The 19344-nt window shown below is 72.5% G+C and carries 17 protein-coding genes; 4 read left to right on the forward strand and 13 right to left on the reverse strand.

Features of this window, described 5'->3' with window-relative positions:
• Window positions 1-31 precede the first annotated feature (31 nt).
• Window positions 32-892: a hypothetical protein gene (locus tag ABZ906_RS03600; protein ID WP_361376851.1), complete on the reverse strand. Its 861-nt coding sequence runs from the start codon at window positions 890-892 to the stop codon at window positions 32-34.
• A 127-nt stretch (window positions 893-1019) separates the two neighbouring features.
• Here ABZ906_RS03600 and fes point away from each other — a divergent pair, with 127 nt between their 5' ends.
• On the forward strand, window positions 1020-2300 hold the full coding sequence (gene fes / locus ABZ906_RS03605) for an enterochelin esterase (protein ID WP_361376854.1): 1281 nt from the start codon (window positions 1020-1022) through the stop codon (window positions 2298-2300).
• On the opposite strand, the gene ABZ906_RS03610 is transcribed toward fes, so the two are convergent.
• The 9 genes from ABZ906_RS03610 to ABZ906_RS03650 all read right to left on the reverse strand — a co-directional run bounded on the left by ABZ906_RS03610 (window position 2216) and on the right by ABZ906_RS03650 (window position 12704).
• Window positions 2216-2881, reverse strand: a complete 666-nt coding sequence (locus ABZ906_RS03610; RefSeq protein WP_361376857.1) for a 4'-phosphopantetheinyl transferase superfamily protein — start codon at window positions 2879-2881, stop codon at window positions 2216-2218. The two genes, fes and ABZ906_RS03610, sit on opposite strands and share 85 nt — an antisense overlap.
• Window positions 2878-3075 (reverse strand): MbtH family NRPS accessory protein, encoded by a 198-nt coding sequence (locus ABZ906_RS03615; protein WP_361376860.1) that lies wholly within the window; start codon window positions 3073-3075, stop codon window positions 2878-2880. Before ABZ906_RS03615 ends, ABZ906_RS03610 begins: the two co-directional genes overlap by 4 nt.
• Window positions 3072-6959, reverse strand: a complete 3888-nt coding sequence (locus tag ABZ906_RS03620; RefSeq protein WP_361376863.1) for an amino acid adenylation domain-containing protein — start codon at window positions 6957-6959, stop codon at window positions 3072-3074. Before ABZ906_RS03620 ends, ABZ906_RS03615 begins: the two co-directional genes overlap by 4 nt.
• Window positions 6956-7186: a phosphopantetheine-binding protein gene (locus tag ABZ906_RS03625; RefSeq protein ID WP_361376866.1), complete on the reverse strand. Its 231-nt coding sequence runs from the start codon at window positions 7184-7186 to the stop codon at window positions 6956-6958. The genes ABZ906_RS03620 and ABZ906_RS03625 overlap by 4 nt, the downstream gene beginning before the upstream one ends.
• 1 nt (window position 7187) lies before the next feature.
• A complete protein-coding gene (locus tag ABZ906_RS03630; protein ID WP_361185147.1) occupies window positions 7188-7820 on the reverse strand; it encodes an isochorismatase family protein in 633 nt (210 codons plus the stop codon).
• Window positions 7821-7915: 95 nt separating this feature from the next.
• Window positions 7916-9556, reverse strand: coding sequence for a (2,3-dihydroxybenzoyl)adenylate synthase (locus ABZ906_RS03635; protein WP_361376868.1), 1641 nt, complete (start codon window positions 9554-9556; stop codon window positions 7916-7918).
• Complete coding sequence (gene dhbC, locus ABZ906_RS03640; RefSeq protein WP_361376871.1) at window positions 9553-10773, reverse strand: isochorismate synthase DhbC; 1221 nt, start codon at window positions 10771-10773, stop codon at window positions 9553-9555. The genes ABZ906_RS03635 and dhbC overlap by 4 nt, the downstream gene beginning before the upstream one ends.
• A gap of 39 nt (window positions 10774-10812) precedes the next feature.
• Window positions 10813-11706 carry a 2,3-dihydro-2,3-dihydroxybenzoate dehydrogenase gene (locus ABZ906_RS03645; protein WP_361378052.1) on the reverse strand — a complete coding sequence of 298 codons (894 nt, stop codon included), beginning with the start codon at window positions 11704-11706 and terminating at the stop codon, window positions 10813-10815.
• Between the two features lie 8 nt (window positions 11707-11714).
• A complete protein-coding gene (locus tag ABZ906_RS03650) occupies window positions 11715-12704 on the reverse strand; it encodes an iron-siderophore ABC transporter substrate-binding protein (protein ID WP_361185158.1) in 990 nt (329 codons plus the stop codon).
• 226 nt (window positions 12705-12930) lie between these two features.
• On the opposite strand from ABZ906_RS03650, the gene ABZ906_RS03655 reads away from it, so the two are divergent.
• Genes ABZ906_RS03655 through ABZ906_RS03665 form a run of 3 tightly spaced genes read left to right on the forward strand, consistent with a single transcriptional unit; the run spans window position 12931 to window position 15888 of the window.
• Window positions 12931-13950: an iron ABC transporter permease gene (locus ABZ906_RS03655; RefSeq protein WP_361378055.1), complete on the forward strand. Its 1020-nt coding sequence runs from the start codon at window positions 12931-12933 to the stop codon at window positions 13948-13950.
• A gap of 56 nt (window positions 13951-14006) precedes the next feature.
• Window positions 14007-15062: an iron ABC transporter permease gene (locus ABZ906_RS03660; RefSeq protein ID WP_361378058.1), complete on the forward strand. Its 1056-nt coding sequence runs from the start codon at window positions 14007-14009 to the stop codon at window positions 15060-15062.
• Between the two features lie 4 nt (window positions 15063-15066).
• Window positions 15067-15888: an ABC transporter ATP-binding protein gene (locus ABZ906_RS03665; protein ID WP_361376874.1), complete on the forward strand. Its 822-nt coding sequence runs from the start codon at window positions 15067-15069 to the stop codon at window positions 15886-15888.
• On the opposite strand, the gene ABZ906_RS03670 is transcribed toward ABZ906_RS03665, so the two are convergent.
• The 3 genes from ABZ906_RS03670 to ABZ906_RS03680 all read right to left on the reverse strand — a co-directional run bounded on the left by ABZ906_RS03670 (window position 15872) and on the right by ABZ906_RS03680 (window position 19325).
• Window positions 15872-17002, reverse strand: a complete 1131-nt coding sequence (locus ABZ906_RS03670; protein ID WP_361376877.1) for a M20 family metallopeptidase — start codon at window positions 17000-17002, stop codon at window positions 15872-15874. The two genes, ABZ906_RS03665 and ABZ906_RS03670, sit on opposite strands and share 17 nt — an antisense overlap.
• Before the next feature lie 65 nt (window positions 17003-17067).
• On the reverse strand, window positions 17068-18468 hold the full coding sequence (locus ABZ906_RS03675) for a VWA domain-containing protein (RefSeq protein WP_361376880.1): 1401 nt from the start codon (window positions 18466-18468) through the stop codon (window positions 17068-17070).
• Window positions 18465-19325 (reverse strand): MoxR family ATPase, encoded by an 861-nt coding sequence (locus ABZ906_RS03680; RefSeq protein ID WP_361185166.1) that lies wholly within the window; start codon window positions 19323-19325, stop codon window positions 18465-18467. The genes ABZ906_RS03675 and ABZ906_RS03680 overlap by 4 nt, the downstream gene beginning before the upstream one ends.
• Window positions 19326-19344 lie beyond the last annotated feature (19 nt).

Raw genomic sequence — 19344 nt, forward strand, 5'->3', positions numbered from 1 at the left:
CTGAACCGCCCGCCGCGCCCCCGGCCCCGGCTCAGCCCTTCTTGAGGCCGTCCATCTCCGCGCGCACGTCGGTCTTGAGCATCTCCTCGACCTCCGACGCGGTCGGCGGCTCGACCTTGTCGTCCGGGCCGCCCCCGTAGAAGCTCCAGCGCATCTCGACCGTGAACCAGCCGTCGCGCACGGCGAGGGTCATGCCGTTCAGGGACTTCTCGTCCGTGCCGCTCGTATCGGTGACCAGGTACGCCTCGTCGCCGATGCCGCTGACGGCCTTGGTCTTGTAGCTGTACGTCTTCTGGGACTGGTCCTCGTAGGCCTTCTGCTCCGAGGCGAACTCCCCCGCGGGGTCGGTCGCCTTGTGCCAGCGGGCCGTGGAGTAGACGTAGATGCTCGTGTAGGAGTCGGTGTCCGCCTCCGGGTCCTTGAGCTTGCGGCTGCAGTAGCTCATGTCGAACCCCTTCTGCCGCGAGCCGTAGTGCGTGGTCGACGTGGAGTCCGAGTCGATCTCGTACTTCTTCTTGAAGCCGTCGAGCGGGGAGACGTCGCAGAGGTTCTTCCTGTACTGGTATCCGGCGAGGTCCGCCTTCGCGTCGTCGCTCCCGCCGAGGTTGCCGGTGGCGAAGAGCCCGCCCGCCCACAGGGCCGAGGCGACGACGGCACCGCCGATGCCCCACACCCAGCCCGGCGTGGGCTTGCGCGGTCCCGCCGGGGGAGCGGGCGGGGCGGGCGGCTGGCCGTAGGGCCCGGGCTGCTGGCCGTAGGGGCCCGGCGGCTGGCCGTAGGGCTGTGGGGCCGGGGTGCCCGGCGGCTGCTGATAGGGATTGGGGGTCTGCTGGTACGGGTTGGGCGCACCGGGCTGGCCTGGCTGGCCGGGCTGGGGATTCGGTATCGACATAAGCGGCAATGTACCGGTGGCCGCCGCGCGTGAGGAGGCGGCCCAACCCTGGTCATCGCAGGGATGGCCGACTCAAGTAAGGTCACCCTTAGCTCTGCGTACGAAGTGAACTCCCGGAGGCTCCCCGATGCCGCACACCGCTCCTCCCGACGGGGCGACCCGCAGGCCGCCCCGCATCCCGCGGCCGCGGCCCGTCGAGCGCGCGGACAGCGCGTGGGTGAAGCGGGCCGTGGAGCGCGGCGGCTTCTGGGACGCCGTGCGCGCGGCAGGCGGGGCGCCCGTCGTCGAGCCCGACCCGCAGGGCGACGAGGGGCAGCGGGTGGTCACCTTCCTGTGGCGCGGCACGGATGCGACGCGCGCCGTCCTGGTGATGCCCAACAAGATCGTCGACCCGCGTGATCTGGCCCGCAATCTGATGGAGCGGGTGCCGGGCACCGACATCTGGCACTGGTCGGTCCGGATGCGCGCCGACTGGCGTGCCACCTACGGCCTGTGCGTCGACGAGGGGGACGGGCCGCGGACGGACGACGCCGCGTACTGGCCCTGGCTGCGGCAGCAACAGCGCGCCGATCCTCTCAACTCGCGCACGCTGGCACGACGTTGGGGTGGCGACCCGGTCTCGTACGTCGAGCTGCCGCAGGCGCCGGCCGGCGACGACTGGCGGCGCCGTGACGGAGTCGCGCGCGGCACGGTCAGCACGCACACCGTCCGCAGCGAACTGCTCGGCAACGAACGGCGGGTGCATCTGTACGAGCCGGCGGGCGGCGGGCGCGACCTGCCCGTCCTGGTGCTCATGGACGGCGAGATGTGGCAGCCGGGCCTGGATGTCGCGGCTCTCCTCGACAACCTCATCGCCGACGGCCGTATCCCGCCCCTTGCCGCCCTGCTGCCCGAATCCCTCGGCGCCGACCAGCGCTGGGAGGAACTCGCCTGCAACGAACGCTTCGTGCAATTCCTGGAGACCGAACTGCTGCCCTGGGCGGGCGAGCGGCTCTCCCTGACCGGCGATCCGGCGCGTACGGTCGTCGCGGGCCAGAGCCTCGGCGGCCTCACCGCCGCGTACGCCGGAGTGATCGCGCCGGGCCGGTTCGGCCGCGTCCTCGCGCAGTCGGGTTCCTTCTGGTGGCCCGACGGGCCCGACCTCGAACGCTCCGAGTGGCTGACCGGGCACATCGCCGCGAGCGAGAGGCTGCCCGTGCGGTTCTGGATCTCGGCCGGCGAGCAGGAGTGGGTCGCGCTGCCCGCCATGCGCAGGTTGCGCGCCACGCTGCGCGAGAAGGGCTACGACGACGCCGTGTACCGCGAGTTCAACGGCGGGCACGACTACCTGTGCTGGCGCACCGAGCTCGCGGACGGACTCGTCGGGCTGCTCGGCGACCGGTCCGCGGTGGCGACCGCCGCCGCGTAACCGTCCGGGACGGCCACGTCCCGCACTGTCCAGCCCCGGACGCCGAGGGGTGTGGGCCCCGTCCCCACGAGCAGCGCCGCCATCCCGCCGCCGGCGAGGCCTTCGCCCGTGCCCTTGAGGACCGCCTCCTTGCGGGTCCAGCAGCGGGCAAAGGCCAAGGGCCGCTCTGGGTGCGGGAGTTCGGCCAGCTCGGCCTGCTCGCGGGGGTGCAGGGACGTCATCACATCGGCAAGCATGTCTGCGGACGGCAGCCTCTCCACGTCGGCGCCGACCGGCCGGTCCGCGAAGGCGAGCAGGGCCAGGCCGTCCGTGTGCGAGAGCGAGAAGTGCGGGCCCGCGCCTTCGGCCACGGCGGGGCGGCCGTGCGGGCCGCCGCACAGCGGGCACGCAAGACGCACCAGCTCCACCGCGGCCGGATCGACGGCCAGACGGTCGCCGAGATGGCGGCGCAGCTCCGAATGCGCCGCCGCGTACAGCTCCCGGTCCGCCGGGCGCCGCAACGCCGCCGCCCGGCGCCGTTCGTCGGCGTCGAGGAGCGACACGTCGAGCGGGGCCGGGCGGACGAGGTGGATCTCGCTCACGCGGGCGGATCCTGGAGGCGGGCCACACAGCGACCGTACGTCTGCGGGCCGTACACCGTGTGCCAGCCCTCGGGCACACGGCGGAAGAGCGGCCACAGGGAGTACTCGCCGAGCGTGTTCTCCAGGACCAGATGGGACGGCTCGGCGCCGTCGTCGGTGTCGGCCGGGTCAAAGGGGCCGGGTGCGGTCGTCATGCGTGGTCCAGCTCCTTGAGACGGGCGGCGATGACGGCACAGACCTCGTCGAGGCGGCGCGGCTGGGTCAGCTCCGGATGCAGGCAGTCCACGTCGTGGTTGCTGATCGAGCCGCTGACGTACGGCGCCCAGGCCTCCCTGGTCAGCCAGTCCTCGGCGCGCGGCGCGGCCGCCGTGAAGAACAGCGCGTCGCCGTCGAAGGCGCGGTGCTCGTGCTCGCGCATCAGACGGGCGTTGTTGACCACGATGTCGAGCACCGCCGACAGGGTCCGGTCCGGCAGTCCCGCCAGGGCGCTGCCCTCGCGCTGGAGCGTGGCGAGGACGTCCTCGCGGGTCAGCTCGTCCGTACGGTCGTAGCCGGCCATCCGCAGGAGCGCCGTGAGGGCGTCCGCCTCCTCCGGGACCACGGCGTCGCGCCACTGGTCGGACGGATAGGCGTCGAGCAGCGCGAGCAACTCGACCTCCTCGCCCGCCTCCTGGAGCAGCACGGCGACCGTGTGGGCGAGGACGCCGCCCACCGACCAGCCGAGCAGCCGGTAGGGGCCGTGCGGGCGTACCGCGCGCAGCGCGTCGACGTACTCGGCCGCCATCTCCTCCATCGTGGAGGGGAGTTCGCCCTCGCCGCGCAGACCGCGCGCCTGGAGGCCGTACACCGGCTGGCCGGGGTCGAGCCGCGAGAGCAGCCCCGAGTAGCACCAGCTGATGCCGCCCGCCGGGTGGAAGGCGAACAGCGGGGTGCGGTCGCCGCCCGCGCGCAGCGCGAGCAGCACGTCCAGGGCGTGGTCGGCCTCGCTGTGGTCCGCGTCCAGGTGGGCGGCGAGTGCCGCCGGGGTCTGGGCGGTGAAGAGCGTGCCGATGGTGAGCTTGGCGCCCAGGGTGTCGCGGATCCTGGCGACCAGGCGGGCCGCCAGGAGCGAGGTGCCGCCGAGGTCGAAGAACGCGTCGTCCACGCCGAGTTGGGGCACGTCCAGGATCTCGGCGAAGAGTCGTGTCAGTGTCTCCTCGCGGTGGCCGCTGGGCACCCGGCCGCCCTCGGCCGAGCCTTCGAAGGAGGGGGCGGGCAGGGCGCGCCGGTCCAGCTTGCCGTTCGGGCTGAGCGGGAAGTCGTCGAGGACGAGGATCGCGCCCGGCACCATGTAGTCGGGCAGGGACCGGGCGAGGCGGGCGCGCAGCTCCTCGGGGTCGGGGGCGGCTCCGGTGTCGGAGGGCGTCACGTATCCGATGAGCCGCTGGTCGCCGGGCCGGTCCTCGCGGACCAGGACGCTGGCCGCGCCCACTGTGGCGTCGGCTGCCAACTCGGCTTCGATCTCGCCCAGTTCGATGCGCAGGCCGCGCAGCTTCACCTGGTGGTCGGTGCGGCCCAGGTACTCGATCTCGCCGTGCTCGGTCCAGCGGGCCAGGTCGCCCGTGCGGTACATGCGGGTGCCGGGCGGGCCGTAGGGGTCGGCGACGAACCGGGCGGCGGTCAGCTCGGGCCTGCCCAGGTACTCGGCTGCCAGCTGGGTGCCCGCCAGGTACAGCTCGCCCTGTACGCCGGGCGGGCACGGCTGGAGCGCCGCGTCCAGGACGTACAGGCGGGTGTTCCAGACGGGCTTGCCGATCGGTACGGGGCCGGTGCCTGCGGTGTCGCACGGGTGGTACGTGACGTCGACGGCGGCCTCGGTCGGTCCGTACAGATTGTGCAGCGGTACGCCGTCAAGGACGCGCCCGAACTCCCGCACCGTCTCGCGCGGCAGGGCCTCGCCGCTGCAGAAGACGTGCCGCAGACCCGCGCAGTCGGCGGCGGCCGGTTCGGACAGGAACACCTGGAGCATCGACGGCACGAAGTGGCAGACGGTGACGTCCTGTTCGCGGATGACGCGGGCCAGATACGCCGGGTCCTTGTGGCCGCCGGGCTCGGCGACGACGAGCGTCGCGCCCACCCGCAGGGCCCAGAAGAACTCCCACACCGACACGTCGAAGCCGGAAGGCGTCTTCTGCAACACGCGGTCGCCGGGCGTGAGTTCGTACTGTGCCTGCATCCAGCGCAGCCGGTTGTCGATCGCCGAGTGCGGCACGACGACGCCCTTGGGGCGGCCGGTCGAACCGGAAGTGTAGATGACGTACGCGGGGTGGTGCGGGGTGAGCGCGCGAGGCGGGTCGTAGGAGCCGTACGGCGTGGTGTCCAGGCCGTCAAGGGCGACGAGCGGAACACCCGAGGCAGGCACCCGGTCGGCGCGGTCGGCGATCACGCAGGCCGGTCCCGCGTCGTGCAGCATGTACGCGAGACGGTCCGCCGGATAGTCCGGGTCCAGGGGCAGATAGGCGCCGCCCGCCTTGAGCACCGCCAGGAGCGTGATGACCAGGTCCAGGGAGCGGGGCACGGCGACCGCGGCGAGCGCGCCCGGACGTACGCCGATCTCGGCGAGATGGTGGGCGAGCCGGTTGGCGCGGGCGTTCAGCTCGGCGTACGTCAGCTCCTGGTCGCCGAAGACCAGGGCGGTGGCGTCCGGGGTGCGTACGGCCTGGGCCTCGATCGGGCCGATCAGTGTGGTGGGCGGCACCGGCTGCGCGGTGGCGTTGAACTCGTCGACGACGAGGGTGAGTTCGGCGCGTCGGGCGATCGTGTGCTCGGCGAGCGGCGTGTGCGGTTCCGTCTCGGCGATGCGCTCCAGGAGCTCCATGAACCGCGCCTGGTGCAGGCCGAGTTCGTCCGGCTCGTACAGGGCGGGGTTGCCGTCGTAGTCGATGCGCAGGCCGCTGCCGTCGGCGCGGTCGTAGACGTTGACGGTGAGGTCGTCGACCGGGCCCGCGGACAGGTTGCGGGCGTCGGTGCGGGCGCCCGCGAAGGTCAGGCCGTAGTCGAACGGCATGACGTTGACCAGCGGCCCCACCAGGGAGCGGCCTTCGCCGAGGAGACCCAGGTCGCGGCGGATGTCCTCGTAGCGGTAGCGCTGGTGGCGGCGGGCGGCGCGGATGCCGAGCACCACCTGCCGGGTCAGCTCGGCGAACGTCGCCTGCGGGGTCACGGTGAGCCGCAGCGGCAGTACGTTCATCACCATGCCGGGCACGCGAAGGGCCACCGAACCCATGCGGCCCATCATCGGCAGGCCGAGCACCACCTCGGCCGAGCCGGTGGCCCGCGAGACGTACAGCGCCTGCGCGGCGACGAGCACCTCCGGCCAGGTCGCCCGCATCGAGGACGCCGACTCGCGCAGCCGGGCGGTCGCCTCGGGGGAGAGGTGGGCGCTGCGGCGGTGGAAGGTGCGCGAGGGCAGCGCGGTGCGTCCGGCCAGGTTGGGGGCGTCGGGGCGGTCGGCGAAGGCGCCGTCCCAGTGGCGGCGGTCCGTCTCGTAGGTCTCCGAGGCGCGGTAGGCGGTGTCCTCGGCGACCAGGTCTTCGAGCCGCCCGAAGGGACTCTCGCCCGGCGTCTCGCCGGCGGCGAGGGCGGTGTAGACCTCGGCGGTGCGGCGGGCCAGCAGCGAGTAGCCGAAGCCGTCCATCACGATGTGGTGCACCCGCTGGTACCACAGCCAGCGTTCGTCGCCGACGCGGAACAGCGCGTGCGCGAACAGCGGTCCCGCCGCCAGGTCGAACGGCGTGGCCAGGTCCTCGCACATCCACGCCTGCGCCTCGGCGTCCGGATCGGAGGCGGCGCGCAGGTCACGCACCTTCAGCGGAAGCGTCGGTTCGACGACCTCCAACTGCTGCGGTCCGTCCGCCCCTTCGATGATCCGTACGCGCAGTGCGTCGGCCTCGGAGACCACCTGGCGCAGCGTTTGCGCGAACAGTGACGGGTCGACGGGACCGTGGATCTCCAGGCACTCGGCCGTGTTCTGGGCCGGGCTTCCGGGGTCGAGCGCCTGCGCGAACCACATGCCCGACTGGGCAGCGGTGAGTCTCATGCCGAGGCTCCAAGGATCTTCGCCCAGGCCTCGATCGCGGGCTGCTCGGCCAGGTCCACGAAGGTTGCGGTGATGTCGTGCTCACGGCGCCAGCGCTCGATGAGCGACATGATGCGCACCGAGTCGAGCCCGTAGTCGACGAGGTTTTCGTCCAGAGGGATGTCGGCGGGCTCCTCGCCCAGGACATCGGCGACGTCGGCCCGTATCAGTTCCACGCTCAGCGCCATGTCAGATCCCCTTCAGAACCGTGTCGGTGGTGGTGACGACCGCGCACCGGCCTGCGGCGTAGCGCAGCGCCATGTCGTGGTCCTCGCGGGAGAAGTCGGCGACGGCGTCCGCGACGACGAACGCCTGCACGTCCCGCATCCACGCGTCGCAGGCGGTCATCAGGACGCCGATGTGCGCGTACACGCCGACGATGACGATCTGGTCCCGGCCCGCCTCGCGCATGCGCTCCTGGAGGTCGGTACGGACGTACGCGCTGTACTTCCACTTCGTGAGGACGGTGTCGCCGGGCTCGGGGGCGACCGGGCCCGCGATCGCCTTGGCGTGCTCGTCGTCGGGCAGGCCGGGGCCCCAGAAGTCCTGCTGGAGGCCGCGCTCGGCCGGCGACTGGCCGCCCGGCTGCGCGGAGTACAGGACCGGGATGCCGGCCGCCCGTGCCGACTTCGCCAACTCGCCGACGTTGGCGAGCAGTTCGGTGGTCGGCGAGGTGTCGGGGGTGTAGGCGGTCAGGAAGTGGTTCTGCAGGTCGTGCACGAGCAGTACCGCCCGCTGCGGGTCGATGGTCCACGCGACCCGGTTGGCGGGCAGTTCGTCGGACGAGGGCATCGGGTACGGCGTGACGGCGGGGAGCGCCATGGTGTGGGGGCCTTTCGGGAATTCAGGAATGCTGGCGTGGACCGGGGTGCTGCCGGGCAGGGGCTGCCGCGCGGTGGTCGGCCGCGCGGCGGCCGTCAGCTGCCCGGAGCGGCGGCGGTCGTCCGCTGGTCCTTCTTGCTGATCTTGCCGATGCCGGTCTGCGGGAAGGCGGACACGAACTCGACGCGGTCGGGGACCTTGTACGCTGCCAGTCCGCGTTCCCGTACGAACTTCTTGATCACGACGGGCTTGAGCGGTTCGGCGTCCGCGCGCAGGATGACGTAGGCGAGGGTCCGCTCGCCGAGGTACTCGTCGGGGACGGCGACGACCGACACGTCGTGGACGTGGGGGTGGGCGAGAATGATGTTCTCGACCTCCTCCGGTGCGATCTTCTCGCCGCCGCGGTTGATCTGGTCCTTCGCCCGGCCCTCGACGATCAGATGCCCGGTGGGAGTGCGGCTGACGATGTCGCCGGTGCGGTAGAAGCCGTCGGCGGTGAACGAACGGGCGTTGTGCTCGGGGGCGCGCCAGTAGCCGCGGATGGTGTACGGGCCGCGGGTCAGCAGATGGCCCGCCCGGCCTTCGGGCACGTCCTCGTCGAGGTCGTCGACGATGCGGACCTCGTCGTCCGGCGATATGGGGCGGCCCTGCGTGGTGACGATGGTCTCCGCCGGGTCGTCGAGCCGCGTGTAGTTGACCAGGCCCTCGGCCATCCCGAAGACCTGCTGGAGGGTGCAGCCGAGGGCGGGGGCGACCCGCCGGGCCGCCGACTCGCTGAACTTCGCGCCGCCCACCAGGAGCACCTGAAGGCTGGAGATGTCGTACGGCGTGGTGCGCCCCGCGTCCGTCCACACCAGGGCGAGCGGCGGGACGAGACCGGTGATCGTCACGCGCTCCCGCTCGATGAGGGGGAACGCGGTGTCCGGGTCGGGCTGCGGGCACATCACGACACGGCCGCCCGCGTAGAGCAGACCGAGCGAACCGGGCGACGAGAGCGGGAAGTTGTGGGCCGCGGGCAGCGCCACGAGGAAGACGGAGTCCTCCGTCACGCCGCAGATCTCGTTCGAGCCCCACAGCGAGTACATGTAGTCGTCGTGGGTGCGCGGGATCAGCTTGGGCACGCCGGTGCTGCCGCCGGACAGCTGGAGGAACGCGAGGTCGGACGGCTCGGGTCCGTCGATCGGCTTGGGCTCGCACGGCACGTCGGCCAGGGCCGTGTGCTCGCCCGGCTCGCCCACCACGAACACCTCGCGCAGGGTGGGCACTTCGGCCTGCACCTTCGAGGCGAGGTCGCGGTGGTCGAAGCCGCCGGCCTTGTCCGGGATGACGTAGGCGACGGCTTCGGTGAACTCGCAGAAGTAGTGGATCTCCGTCTCGCGGTGCGCGGGCAGCGCGAAGACCGGCAGCGCGCCGATCCGGAAGAGCGCGAAGATCACCTCGAAGAACTCGGCGACGTTCGGCAGCTGGACGACGACACGGTCACCCTTGGAGATGCCGCGTGCCGCGAACCCGGCAGCCAACTGATCGGCGCGCACGTCGAGTTCGCCGTACGTCCAGTTCCGCTCCCCGTCCGTGATCGCGACCCGGGCCGGGTGCGCGTCGGCGCGCTCGCGGAGCATGCCGCCGAACGTCTCGCCGCGCCAGTACCCGGCCGCCCGGTACCGCTCGGCGAACACCTCGGGGATGGGCGGCGCGTCTCTGCGGCTGTCCGCCTCGTGTCTGTCCGTCGTCGTCATCGGTCGACCCCCACCGCATCCAAAAACGTACGGAACTTGGCGCCGGTCTCGGCGCGTTCGGCCTCCGGCGAGGAGTCGGCGACGACTCCCGCGCCCGCGAAGAGCCGAAGGCGTCCGCTGCCGCTCTCCGTCTCCTCGGCCTCGGCACAGCGGATCGTGACGACCCACTCGCCGTCGCCGCGCGCGTCGCTCCAGCCGACCATGCCGGTGTAGTGACCGCGCCCGAAGGGCTCCAGCTCGCCGATGACGTCACGGGCGTGCCCGGTAGGGGTACCGCAGACGGCCGGAGTGGGGTGCAGGGCGGTGGCGAGGTCCAGGGCGGAGGTGGCCGGGTCTGCGAGCTCGCCGGTGACCGTCGTCGACAGGTGCCACATGGTGGCGGTGCGGACCAGGGTGGGCCGCTCCGGCACGTCGAGGTCGCCGCAGAACGGGGCAAGGGCCTTGTGCACGGCGTCCACCACGACGGCGTGCTCGTGCAGGTCCTTCGCCGATTCGAGCAGCGCGGCGGCCCGGCGCACGTCCTCGGCGAGGTCGGCCGAGCGGGGCGTCGAACCGGCGAGGGGGTTGGCCGTGAGCCGGTTGCCGTGCCGGGAGACGAGCAGCTCCGGGCTCGCGCCCAGGAGGGTGCGGCCCGCGCCCGTGGGCACGGCGAAGGAGTAGCCGCGCGGATCGCGGCGGGCCAGGCGCTGGAGCATGGCGGGCAGGTCGAGCGGGCCGCCCGCGGACAGCTCCAGGGTGCGGGCCAGGACGACCTTGTCGAACTCGCCGCTCTTCATGCGGGCCACGGCGGCCTCGACCGATGCGGCGTACTGCGCGCCCGACGGAACCTCGCGCACCTGCCAGCCGCCCGCCGTGGCCGGCGGCGGCGTGGGCAGCGCGACGAGCGGGTCGGTGCGCAGGGCGGGCGCCCAGCGTGCCGCCTCGGGCACGGCGAGCACCGCGGGCTCGGCGGGGTCGAAGGGGATGGAGCCGACCACGACCGGGGCCTGGTTGCCCGCGCGCAGCTGGGCGTCGAGGGTCGCGGCTACCCGCTCCGCCAACGGCCGCTCGTCGTGCGGGACGTCGGCCGCCGTGCCGTGGGCGAGGAGGGTGCGGGTGGGCGACGCGAAGAACCGGGTGTCGCCGGGTCGGTAGGCGTCGAGCAGTGCGGTCGCCGCGCCGACGGCCCCGGGGGTGGTGGGGGCGTCGAGTGCGACCACGTCATTGGGGGGTGTCACGGATGACTCCTCGTCAAGTAGGGGAGAGCGGCGCGGCTTTCAGGCGCGCAGGGTGGCGCCGCCGTCCACGTACAGGTCGTGCATGGTGATGTGCCGGGCCCGGTCGGAGACCAGGAAGGCGACCGCTTCGGCGATGTCGGAGGGATCGGCGATCCGGCCGAGCGGAATGCCGACCCGGTACGAGGCGGAGTCGCCGCCGATGACGCGGGCCTCGGCCTGCTCGTGATCGTCCGTCCACAGCTGCCGCTGCATGTCGGTGTGGGTCGAGCCGGGCGACACGACGTTGCAGCGCACGCCGTCGCGGGCCACTTCGAGGCCGAGGCATTTGGTGAACATCGTGGCCGCCGCTTTGGACGCGGCGTAAGCGGCCATCTGGGTACGGGGCACGCCCGCGGCGTTCGAGCCGACGGTGACGATGGACCCTTTGCCCCGCGCGGTCATGCGGCGGGCCGCGGCGCGCGAGGTGTGGAAGACGCCGTTCGTGTTGACGGCGAAGGTCTCCGCCCAGTCGGTGTCGGTGAGTTCGACGACCGGGGCGGGCCTGAGGATGCCCGCCACATTGACCAGGATGTCCAACGGCCCAACGGTGCGCTCGACTTCCTCGAACGCCGCGTCCACGGCCGCCGCGTCGGTGACGTCGAGGACCAGGCCGGTGATGAGACCGCCATCCGCCTGCTGCCCGGCGTCCCGCTGCCCGGCGTCCTGTTCCCCGGTGTACTGCTCCCCGGCGTCCCGCTCCCCGGCGTACTGCTTCGTGACGTCGGGTGACCGGTCGGCGGCCACAACCCGCGCGCCGCGCTCGGCGAGCGCGCGGGCCACTGCCTGTCCGATGCCCCGGCCCGCGCCGGTGACCAGGGCCACCCGGCCCGCGAGCTCCGGGTCGGTCGTGCCCGAGCCGGTTGTGCCTGAGCCGGTCGTGCCGGCGTCGGATATGCCGGGAGTCACTTGCCCATCGCCTTCTCGACGTCGTCGAGGACGGAGACGGCGGCCTGCGCGCCGCCCAGGCTGGTCCACTTCGAGCCGTCGATCTCGGTGGTGTGGTCCTTCTTGACGGCGTCGAGCTGCTTGTAGGCGGCCTTGCCCTTCAGCTCCTCGAAGAGCTTGGCGTCCGGGCCCGCGGAGCCGAGCGTGCCGATGAACAGCCAGTCGGCGTCGATCTGCTTGAGGTCCTCGTCGCTGAGCGGCGTCGAGTGGCCCTCGCCCTTCTTGTTCTGGATGCCGGGCCGCTTGAAGCCGAGGTCCTTCAGGACGTCGGAGATGAACACGCCCTGCTGCATGACGGCGGTGCCCTTGGCGGAGTAGCGCGCCACGGAGACGCTCGCGCCTGCGTTGTCACCGAGGTTCTTCTTCACCTCGGCGGCCTTGGTGTCGTAGTCCTTCAGGAACGCGCTCGCCTCGTTGGACTTGCCGAGGACCTTGCCGGTGAGCTCCAGGGACTTCTTCCAGTCCTTGGTCCTGTCGATCGTGACGACCGTCGGGGCTATCGCCTTGAGCTGCTTGAGGACCTGCTGGTCGGCGAGCTGGCCCGCGAGGATGACGTCCGGCTTGGCCTGGAGGACCTTCTCGACGTCGGGCCCGGTGACCGCGCCCACCACCGGGATGTCCTTGGCCTGGTCGGCCAGGTATTCGGGGGCGCCCTTCTGGCCTCTGCCCGCCGAGAGCCCGACGGGCTCGACCTTCAGGGCGAGGGCGGAGTCCAGGTCCATCTCGCTCAGCGCGACGACCTTCTGGGGATTGGCCGGAACCTTTACCTCCGCACCGGAGGCGTCGGTCACGGTGACGTTCTTACCGGCGTTTTTGGCCTTGTCGCCGGATCCGGAGCCGGAGTCGTCGGACGAGTCGGAACCGCAGGCGGAGAGGGCGAGCGCGGAGGCCAGAGTGAGGGCCGCAACCGCGGTCAGCCGGGTACGCGGGGTGTGGTTCGAGGACATGTCCGTGATCTCCATGCTTCTGTAGTCCGGGGGTCAGACCGGACATAAGGGTTATCCCTGGCCGTGCCGGGGCATGACGAAATCCCCCTGAGGGAACAGGGAGTTCGCCCGCACCCCGACTCGGGGCTCCAGGTCAAGGTTAGGTTAGGCTAACTTCATGTTGGTTGCGCAAGGGGGGCCGGTCCCAACGTCCGGATCCAGACCTCCGATACCGGACTTGGCGAAGATGCATCGCCCCACGCTGTGGGCGGCCCTCGGCCTCGTCGTCCTGCTCCTGCTGCTCGGCCTGCTTTCGCTCCTGGTCGGATCCGGGTCGACGCCGATGGGCCGCGCCTGGGACTTCCTCACCGCAGACCCCTCCGCGCGGGCCGACGCCCAGATCCGGCTCGCCGTCATGGACGTACGCCTCCCGCGTACGCTCGCCGGCGTCCTGGTCGGCGTCGCCCTCGGCGCGGCGGGCTGCCTCCTCCAGGCCGTCACGCGCAACCCGCTCGCCGAGACGGGTCTCCTCGGGGTCAACTCCGGGGCGGCGCTCGGCGTCGTGATCGGCCTCACCTACTTCCAAGTGACCTCGGCCTACGGCGTGTTGGTGTGGGCCCTGGCCGGTGGCATGGCCGCGAGCGCGGTGGTGCTCCTGCTCGCCGCCTCCGGGCGGGCCGCGGGCTCGCCGCTGCGGCTCGTGCTTGCCGGATCGGCGCTCGGCGCCACCTTCCACGGCATGACCTCGTACGTCCTGCTCGGCGAGCAGGCCACCTTCGACACCTACCGCTACTGGACCATCGGCTCGCTGGCCGGCATCAAGACGTCGGAGACCTACCCCCTGATCCCGCTGATCGCGGCCGGCCTCGTGATCGCCTTCTGCTGTGTACGCCCGCTGGCCGCGCTCGCGCTCGGCGACGACAGCGCACGCTCCCTGGGCCACCACCCCGGGCGCATCCGCCTGATCGTCGCGGGGGCGGTGACGCTCCTGGCGGGCTCGGCGGTCGCCCTCGCGGGACCCATCGCCTTCCTCGGCCTGCTCGCCCCCTACGCCGCCCGCGCCGTGACAGGACCCCGGATGGCGGGCCAGCTGGTGCTCTCCGCGCTGGTCGCCGCGAACGTGATGATCGCCGCCGACCTGCTCGCCAGAGTCGTGATCCGCCCCTGGGAGACGCCGGTGAGCGTGCTTCTCGCCTTCATCGGCGGGCCGTTGCTGATCTGGATCGCACGCTCGCAGCGGATGTCCACGGCGGGGGTCGCCGCGTGAGCGCTCCAGAGACATCGCAGTCGGGGGCCCCGGAAGCCCAGGAAGCCCCGGAAGCAGTGCCGGCCGACATCACCCCGCCCGACTCCAAGGCCGTGCGCGCCGGGACCTTCTCCTGGCTCTTCCCCTACCGCAGCGCCCTCGCCGCCGTCGGACTCACGCTGCTCATCGGGGTGGTCGTCGCGCTCGCCACCTTCGCCAGCTCCACCGGAATGAGCTTCTCCGACAGCCTCTCCGGACTGCTCGGAACCGGCGACTCCGCCACCGTCATGCTGGTGCAGGACTTCCGGCTCCCGCGGATCGCCGTCGGGCTCATGGTCGGCGCCGCGCTCGGCATCGCCGGATGCCTGACCCAGACGCTCGCGGGCAACCGCCTGGCCACCCCCGACATCATCGGCGTCAACGAAGGGGCCACCGCGGCCGTCGTCGCCTCCGTCGTCGGCTCGTCCACCGGGATGATCGGCGACTGGTGGCTCGGGCCGCTCGGCGCCGCCGCCGCGGCCATGGTCGTCGTCGCCTGCGCGGGCGGCGCCGGCAGCGGGGGATACCGCATCCTCGTCGTCGGCATCGGCGTCTCCACCGTCATCGGCGCTGTCACCGACCTCGTCATGTCCCGCGAGAACGACAACACCGCGGGCGGCGTCTTCCTCTGGACCGTCGGCTCGCTCAGCGGCCGTGACTGGAGCGTCGGCACGCCCCTGTCCTTCGTCCTGCTCGTCCTCGTCCCGCTCTCCCTCGTCGCCGGGAGCCGCCTCCAACTCCTGCGCTTCGACGACGACATGGCGGCCACCCTCGGCGTCAACGTCCGCCGCGTGCGCGCCGTGACCCTCGCGCTCGCCGTGGCCCTGTCCGGCGTGGCCGTCGGCATCGGCGGACCCATCGCCTTCGTCGCGCTCGCCGCGCCCGTCGTGGCAGGCCGGCTCAGCGGCCCGACCCGGGTCCCGGTCATCGGCTCGGCCCTGGTCGGCGCGGCCCTCGTGGGCGCCGCCGACGCACTGGGCCGCGTCGTCGCCCCCGTGGAGATCCCCGTCGGCGTCATCACCAGCGTCCTGGGCGGACCCTTCCTCCTGTGGGTCCTCTTCGGCAAGAACTCCGAGCAGACCGGAAAGGCCTGACCCCGTGCAACTGACCGTCGAGGCGCTCACCTCCGGCTATCCCGGCCACCCGGCCGCCGTGGACGGCGTCGACCTGACCGTCCCCGGCGGACAGGTCGCCGCCATCGTCGGCCCCAACGGCTGCGGAAAGTCGACGCTCCTGCGCTCCGTCTCCCGCCTGCACAAGCCGAGTTCGGGCACGGTACGGGCCGGGGACGAGGACGTGTGGCAGCTCACCCAGCGCCGCGCCGCCCACCGCATCGCGCTGCTCGCCCAGTCCCCGCAGGCCCCGGAGGCCGTCACCGTCGCCGGACTCGTCCGCTACGGCCGCCACCCCCACCAGGGCCTGTTCCGCCAGTGGTCGCGCGAGGACGAGGCCGCCGTACGCGAAGCACTCGAAGCCACCGGCACCACGGACCTCGCCACGCGCCGCCTCGACCACCTCTCCGGCGGCCAGCGGCAGCGCTGCTGGCTCGCGATGGTCCTCGCCCAGCAGACGCCGATCGTGCTCCTCGACGAGCCGACCAGCGCCCTGGACCTCGGGCACGCCGTCGAAGTCCTCTCCCTGGTACGGGAGGTGGCAGCCGCGGGCCGCACCGTCGTCATGGTCCTGCACGACCTGGCGAGCGCCGCCCGGTACGCCGACACCGTCATCGCCATGAACGCGGGCAAGATCGTCGCGAACGGCCCGGCCCGCGACGTGGTGACCGCCGAACTGGTCAAGGAGCTGTACGGGATCGACGCGGACATCCTGCGGGCGCCGGGCGACGGCTCCCCGGTGGTCGTACCCTCCGCGAAGCCGGTGACCGCGCAGGCCCCCGCGAAGACGGTCAAGCAGTCCGGCTGACCGCGAAGTCCGCGGCTGTCCACGCGAGCCCCACCGCCCCGTCGATCATCGTCTGTTCGGCGGCCGGTGTGGCGGCAGCGGCGGCGAACTCCGGCTGGTGCGGACCGCAGCCGCCCCCGCTGATGTCGAGCACCGGGTGGATGGACGGCACGACGTGCGAGACGTTGCCCATGTCCGTGGAGGCGAAGGGCCCGCGCCGCTGCGGTTCGGGGCGTCCGACGGCGCGGGCGTTCGCCTCCCACAGCGCGAGGAGAGCGGCGTCGGAGCGGAAGTCGAGATAGTCGGGCGCGGGCTGCTCGAGCTCCACCGCGCACCCGGCCGCGAGCGCCCCCGCCCGGAAGCAGTCGGCCACCCGCTCCCGCAGCTCGCGCAGTTCCTCCACCGACGGCGTGCGCAGCGCGTACGCGGCGCTCGCCCGCTCGGGGATCGCGTTGAGCGCCGTCCCGGCCTCGGTGGTGATCCCGTGCACCTTCCACTCGCCGGGCAGCTGCTGCCTGAGCAGTCCGAGGGCCACCTGGGCCACGGTCAGCGCGTCGGCCGCGTTCCGCCCGTCCTGCGGGTTGAGCGCGGCATGCGCGGACTTGCCCGTATACGTCACCGACAGCGCCCCCATGGCGTACGAGTGGAAGTCGGCCACCTCGAACGGACACGGGTGCACCATCATCGCCGCGTCGACCCCCTTGAAGGCCCCGGCATCAAGGAGCAGCGCCTTCCCGGCGCCGCTCTCCTCGGCGGGAGTCCCCAACACGCGCACGGTGAGCCCCAGTTGCTCCACGAACGGCGCGAGCCCGAGCGCGGCCCCCACGCCCGCCGCCGCGATCAGATTGTGCCCGCAGGCATGCCCCATGCCGGGCAGCGCGTCGTACTCGCAGGCGAAAGCGACGGTCACGGGACCCGACCCCAGGGTCGCCTCGAAGGCGGTGTCGAGCCCGTACGCCCCGGCGGTCACCGCGAAGCCGTGCCCGCGCAGCACGTCCGCGCACCACCCGGCGGCCTGCCGCTCCTCGAAGGCGATCTCCGGATGGGCGTGGATCCGCCGGCTGAGCCCGACGAGCTCGCCTCGCACCTCACCGATCCGAGCCCGGATCTCCTCCTTGAGCCCGTCGCCTGCCACACGTCCTCCTCGCCACTGCCGCCGGCCCCCGCCCGGACAGCTTACGGTCGGCCGCCCGCCGGGCCTCAGACCGGCAGCAGGCGTCCGATCAGCGCGCTGAGCTGCCGGGCGTTGCGGCACTCGTACATGTCGACGAACTCCGCGTAGGTACCGGCCGCCGAGTCGCCCGTCTGCCACTGGGCGCGGCCTTCCGGGTTGAGCCAGTACAGCTTGCGGGCGCGGGAGGTGATCGCACGCAGCGCGGGGACGTTCGGGTCGCTCATGTTCGTACGGGCGTCTCCGAGCACGAAGACCGTGGAGCGTGACGTGACCGCTTCGGCGTACCGCTCGGCGAACTCGCCCAGGGCGGTGCCGTAGTCACTGCTGCCGTGGTAGCCGGTGACCGCCGCTCCCGAGATGATGCGGCCGCCCAGGCCCTCGGGGTCGGCCGTGCCTCGCGCGATCAGATCGGTCACCTCGTCGACGCGGTTGACGAAGGCGAACACCCGCACCTTGCTGAACTGGTCGTGCAGCGCCTGGACGAGCAGCATCGTGAAGTTGGCGAAGCCCGCCACCGAACCGGACACGTCACACAGGAGGACCAGTTCGGGGCGCGCGGGGCGGCGGCGACGCAGGACGGGGCGCATCGGGACGCCGCCCGTGGACAGCGAACCGCGCAGCGTTCTGCGCAGGTCGATGTGGCCGCGGGCCGCGCGGCGGCGCCGTGCGGCCAGGCGCGTCGCCAGTTTGCGGGCCAGCGGCTGGACCGTCCTGCGCAGCTCGTCGAGCTGCGCGCGGCCCGCGAGGAGGAAGTCGGCCCGGTCGGCGGTCGGGGCGATGGCGCGCCGCGCGATCACGTCCGCGCCGCGCCGCTCGGCGACCCGGCGGCGCGCTTCGGCGCCCACCTGGCCGCGGAAGTTCTCGATGCGGCGGCGGATCTCGTCGGCGGTGAGGCGGTCGGTGAACTCGCCCTCGGCCGTTCCCTCGCGGATACCGGCCAGGATCCGGGCCAGGAGAGTTTCCGGGCGGAGCCGCGACAGGGTCTGGTGCGACGACCAGCCGTCCGAACCGCCGCTGCCGCCCGAACCGGGCCGCGTTCCGTATCCGCCCATGCCGTCGACCGCCTCGGCGGCCAACCGGGCAAGCAGCGCCTGGTCGTCGGCGGCGAGCGCGGCGGCGAGGCGGTCCCGCAGATCGTCCCTGTCGAACTCCCGCTGCGAACCGGAATCGTCCAGCAGGTCCGGTGCGCCGACCCCGCGCGGAAAGTACAGGTCGAAGACCGGGTCGAACACCGGCCGCTGCCCCTCGCCGTGCAGCAGCGCGGCGGCGAGGCCTTCCCGTATCCGCTCCCGGTCGTCGAGGCCCAAGGCCTCCAGCGCCTGCCCGGCGTCCACCGTCTCGCCCGTGCCGATCCGGATGCCGTGCGAGCGCAGCGCCTGCACGAGCGCGGTGAGCCGCTCCGGAACTCCGGTGGCCGAGGGGTTCATACGGCGTCCAGGTCCAGTTTGGCCGCCGCCTTCAGCACGTCGTCCTGGTGCTTGAGCACGACGCCGAGACTGTCGCGTACGACGTCCTCGTCGAGCGAGTCGGCGCCGAGCGCGAGGAGCGTACGGGCCCAGTCGATGGTCTCCGCGACCGACGGCACCTTGCGCAGGTCCATCGCGCGCAGCGCGCCGACCACGCGGACGACGGACCGCGCGAGCGCCTCGTCGAGCCCGGGCACCTTCAGGCGCACGATGCGGCGCTCCAACTCCTCGTCGGGGAAGCCGATGTGGAGGAAGAGACAGCGGCGGCGCAGCGCCTCGGACAGCTCGCGGCTCGCGTTCGAGGTGAGGACGGTGAAGGGGCGGTTCTCCGCGGTGATGGTGCCCAGCTCGGGGACGGTGACCTGGAAGTCGCTCAGGACCTCCAGGAGCAGCCCCTCCACCTCGACGTCCGCCTTGTCGGTCTCGTCGATCAGGAGCACCTTGCGGTCGCTGCCGCGGATCGCGGTGAGCAGCGGGCGCGGGAGCAGGAACTCCTCGCTGAAGATGTCCGTGCGCGTCTCGTCCCACGACTCGTCGCGGCCCGCGGTGATGCGCAGGAGCTGTTTGGCGTGGTTCCACTCGTAGAGCGCGCGGGACTCGTCCACGCCCTCGTAGCACTGGAGGCGGACCAGGCGGGCGTCCGCCACCTCCGCGACCGCCTTGGCGAGCTCGGTCTTGCCGACACCCGCCGGACCCTCCACGAGCAGCGGCTTGCCCAGGCGGTCGGCGAGGAAGACGGTGGTGGCGACTGCCGTCGAGGCCAGATAGCCCGTCTCGGCGAGCCGCGCGGCGACATCGTCCACGGATGAGAAGAGCAACGGGGCCTCCGGCTTGTGC

The sequence above is a fragment of the Streptomyces sp. NPDC046925 genome, assembly GCF_040644915.1.
Classification (GTDB): domain Bacteria; phylum Actinomycetota; class Actinomycetes; order Streptomycetales; family Streptomycetaceae; genus Streptomyces.

Excerpts from the sequence above, each read along its gene's own strand:
- ABZ906_RS03615 (WP_361376860.1), bottom strand. The coding sequence starts at position 3,075 with ATGACGACCGCACCCGGCCCCTTTGACCCGGCCGACACCGACGACGGC.
- ABZ906_RS03655 (WP_361378055.1), top strand. The coding sequence starts at position 12,931 with ATGCATCGCCCCACGCTGTGGGCGGCCCTCGGCCTCGTCGTCCTGCTC.
- fes (WP_361376854.1), top strand. The coding sequence starts at position 1,020 with ATGCCGCACACCGCTCCTCCCGACGGGGCGACCCGCAGGCCGCCCCGC.
- ABZ906_RS03675 (WP_361376880.1), bottom strand. The coding sequence starts at position 18,468 with ATGAACCCCTCGGCCACCGGAGTTCCGGAGCGGCTCACCGCGCTCGTG.
- ABZ906_RS03635 (WP_361376868.1), bottom strand. The coding sequence starts at position 9,556 with ATGACGACGACGGACAGACACGAGGCGGACAGCCGCAGAGACGCGCCG.
- ABZ906_RS03625 (WP_361376866.1), bottom strand. The coding sequence starts at position 7,186 with ATGGCGCTGAGCGTGGAACTGATACGGGCCGACGTCGCCGATGTCCTG.
- ABZ906_RS03630 (WP_361185147.1), bottom strand. The coding sequence starts at position 7,820 with ATGGCGCTCCCCGCCGTCACGCCGTACCCGATGCCCTCGTCCGACGAA.
- ABZ906_RS03620 (WP_361376863.1), bottom strand. The coding sequence starts at position 6,959 with ATGAGACTCACCGCTGCCCAGTCGGGCATGTGGTTCGCGCAGGCGCTC.
- ABZ906_RS03650 (WP_361185158.1), bottom strand. The coding sequence starts at position 12,704 with ATGTCCTCGAACCACACCCCGCGTACCCGGCTGACCGCGGTTGCGGCC.
- ABZ906_RS03600 (WP_361376851.1), bottom strand. The coding sequence starts at position 892 with ATGTCGATACCGAATCCCCAGCCCGGCCAGCCAGGCCAGCCCGGTGCG.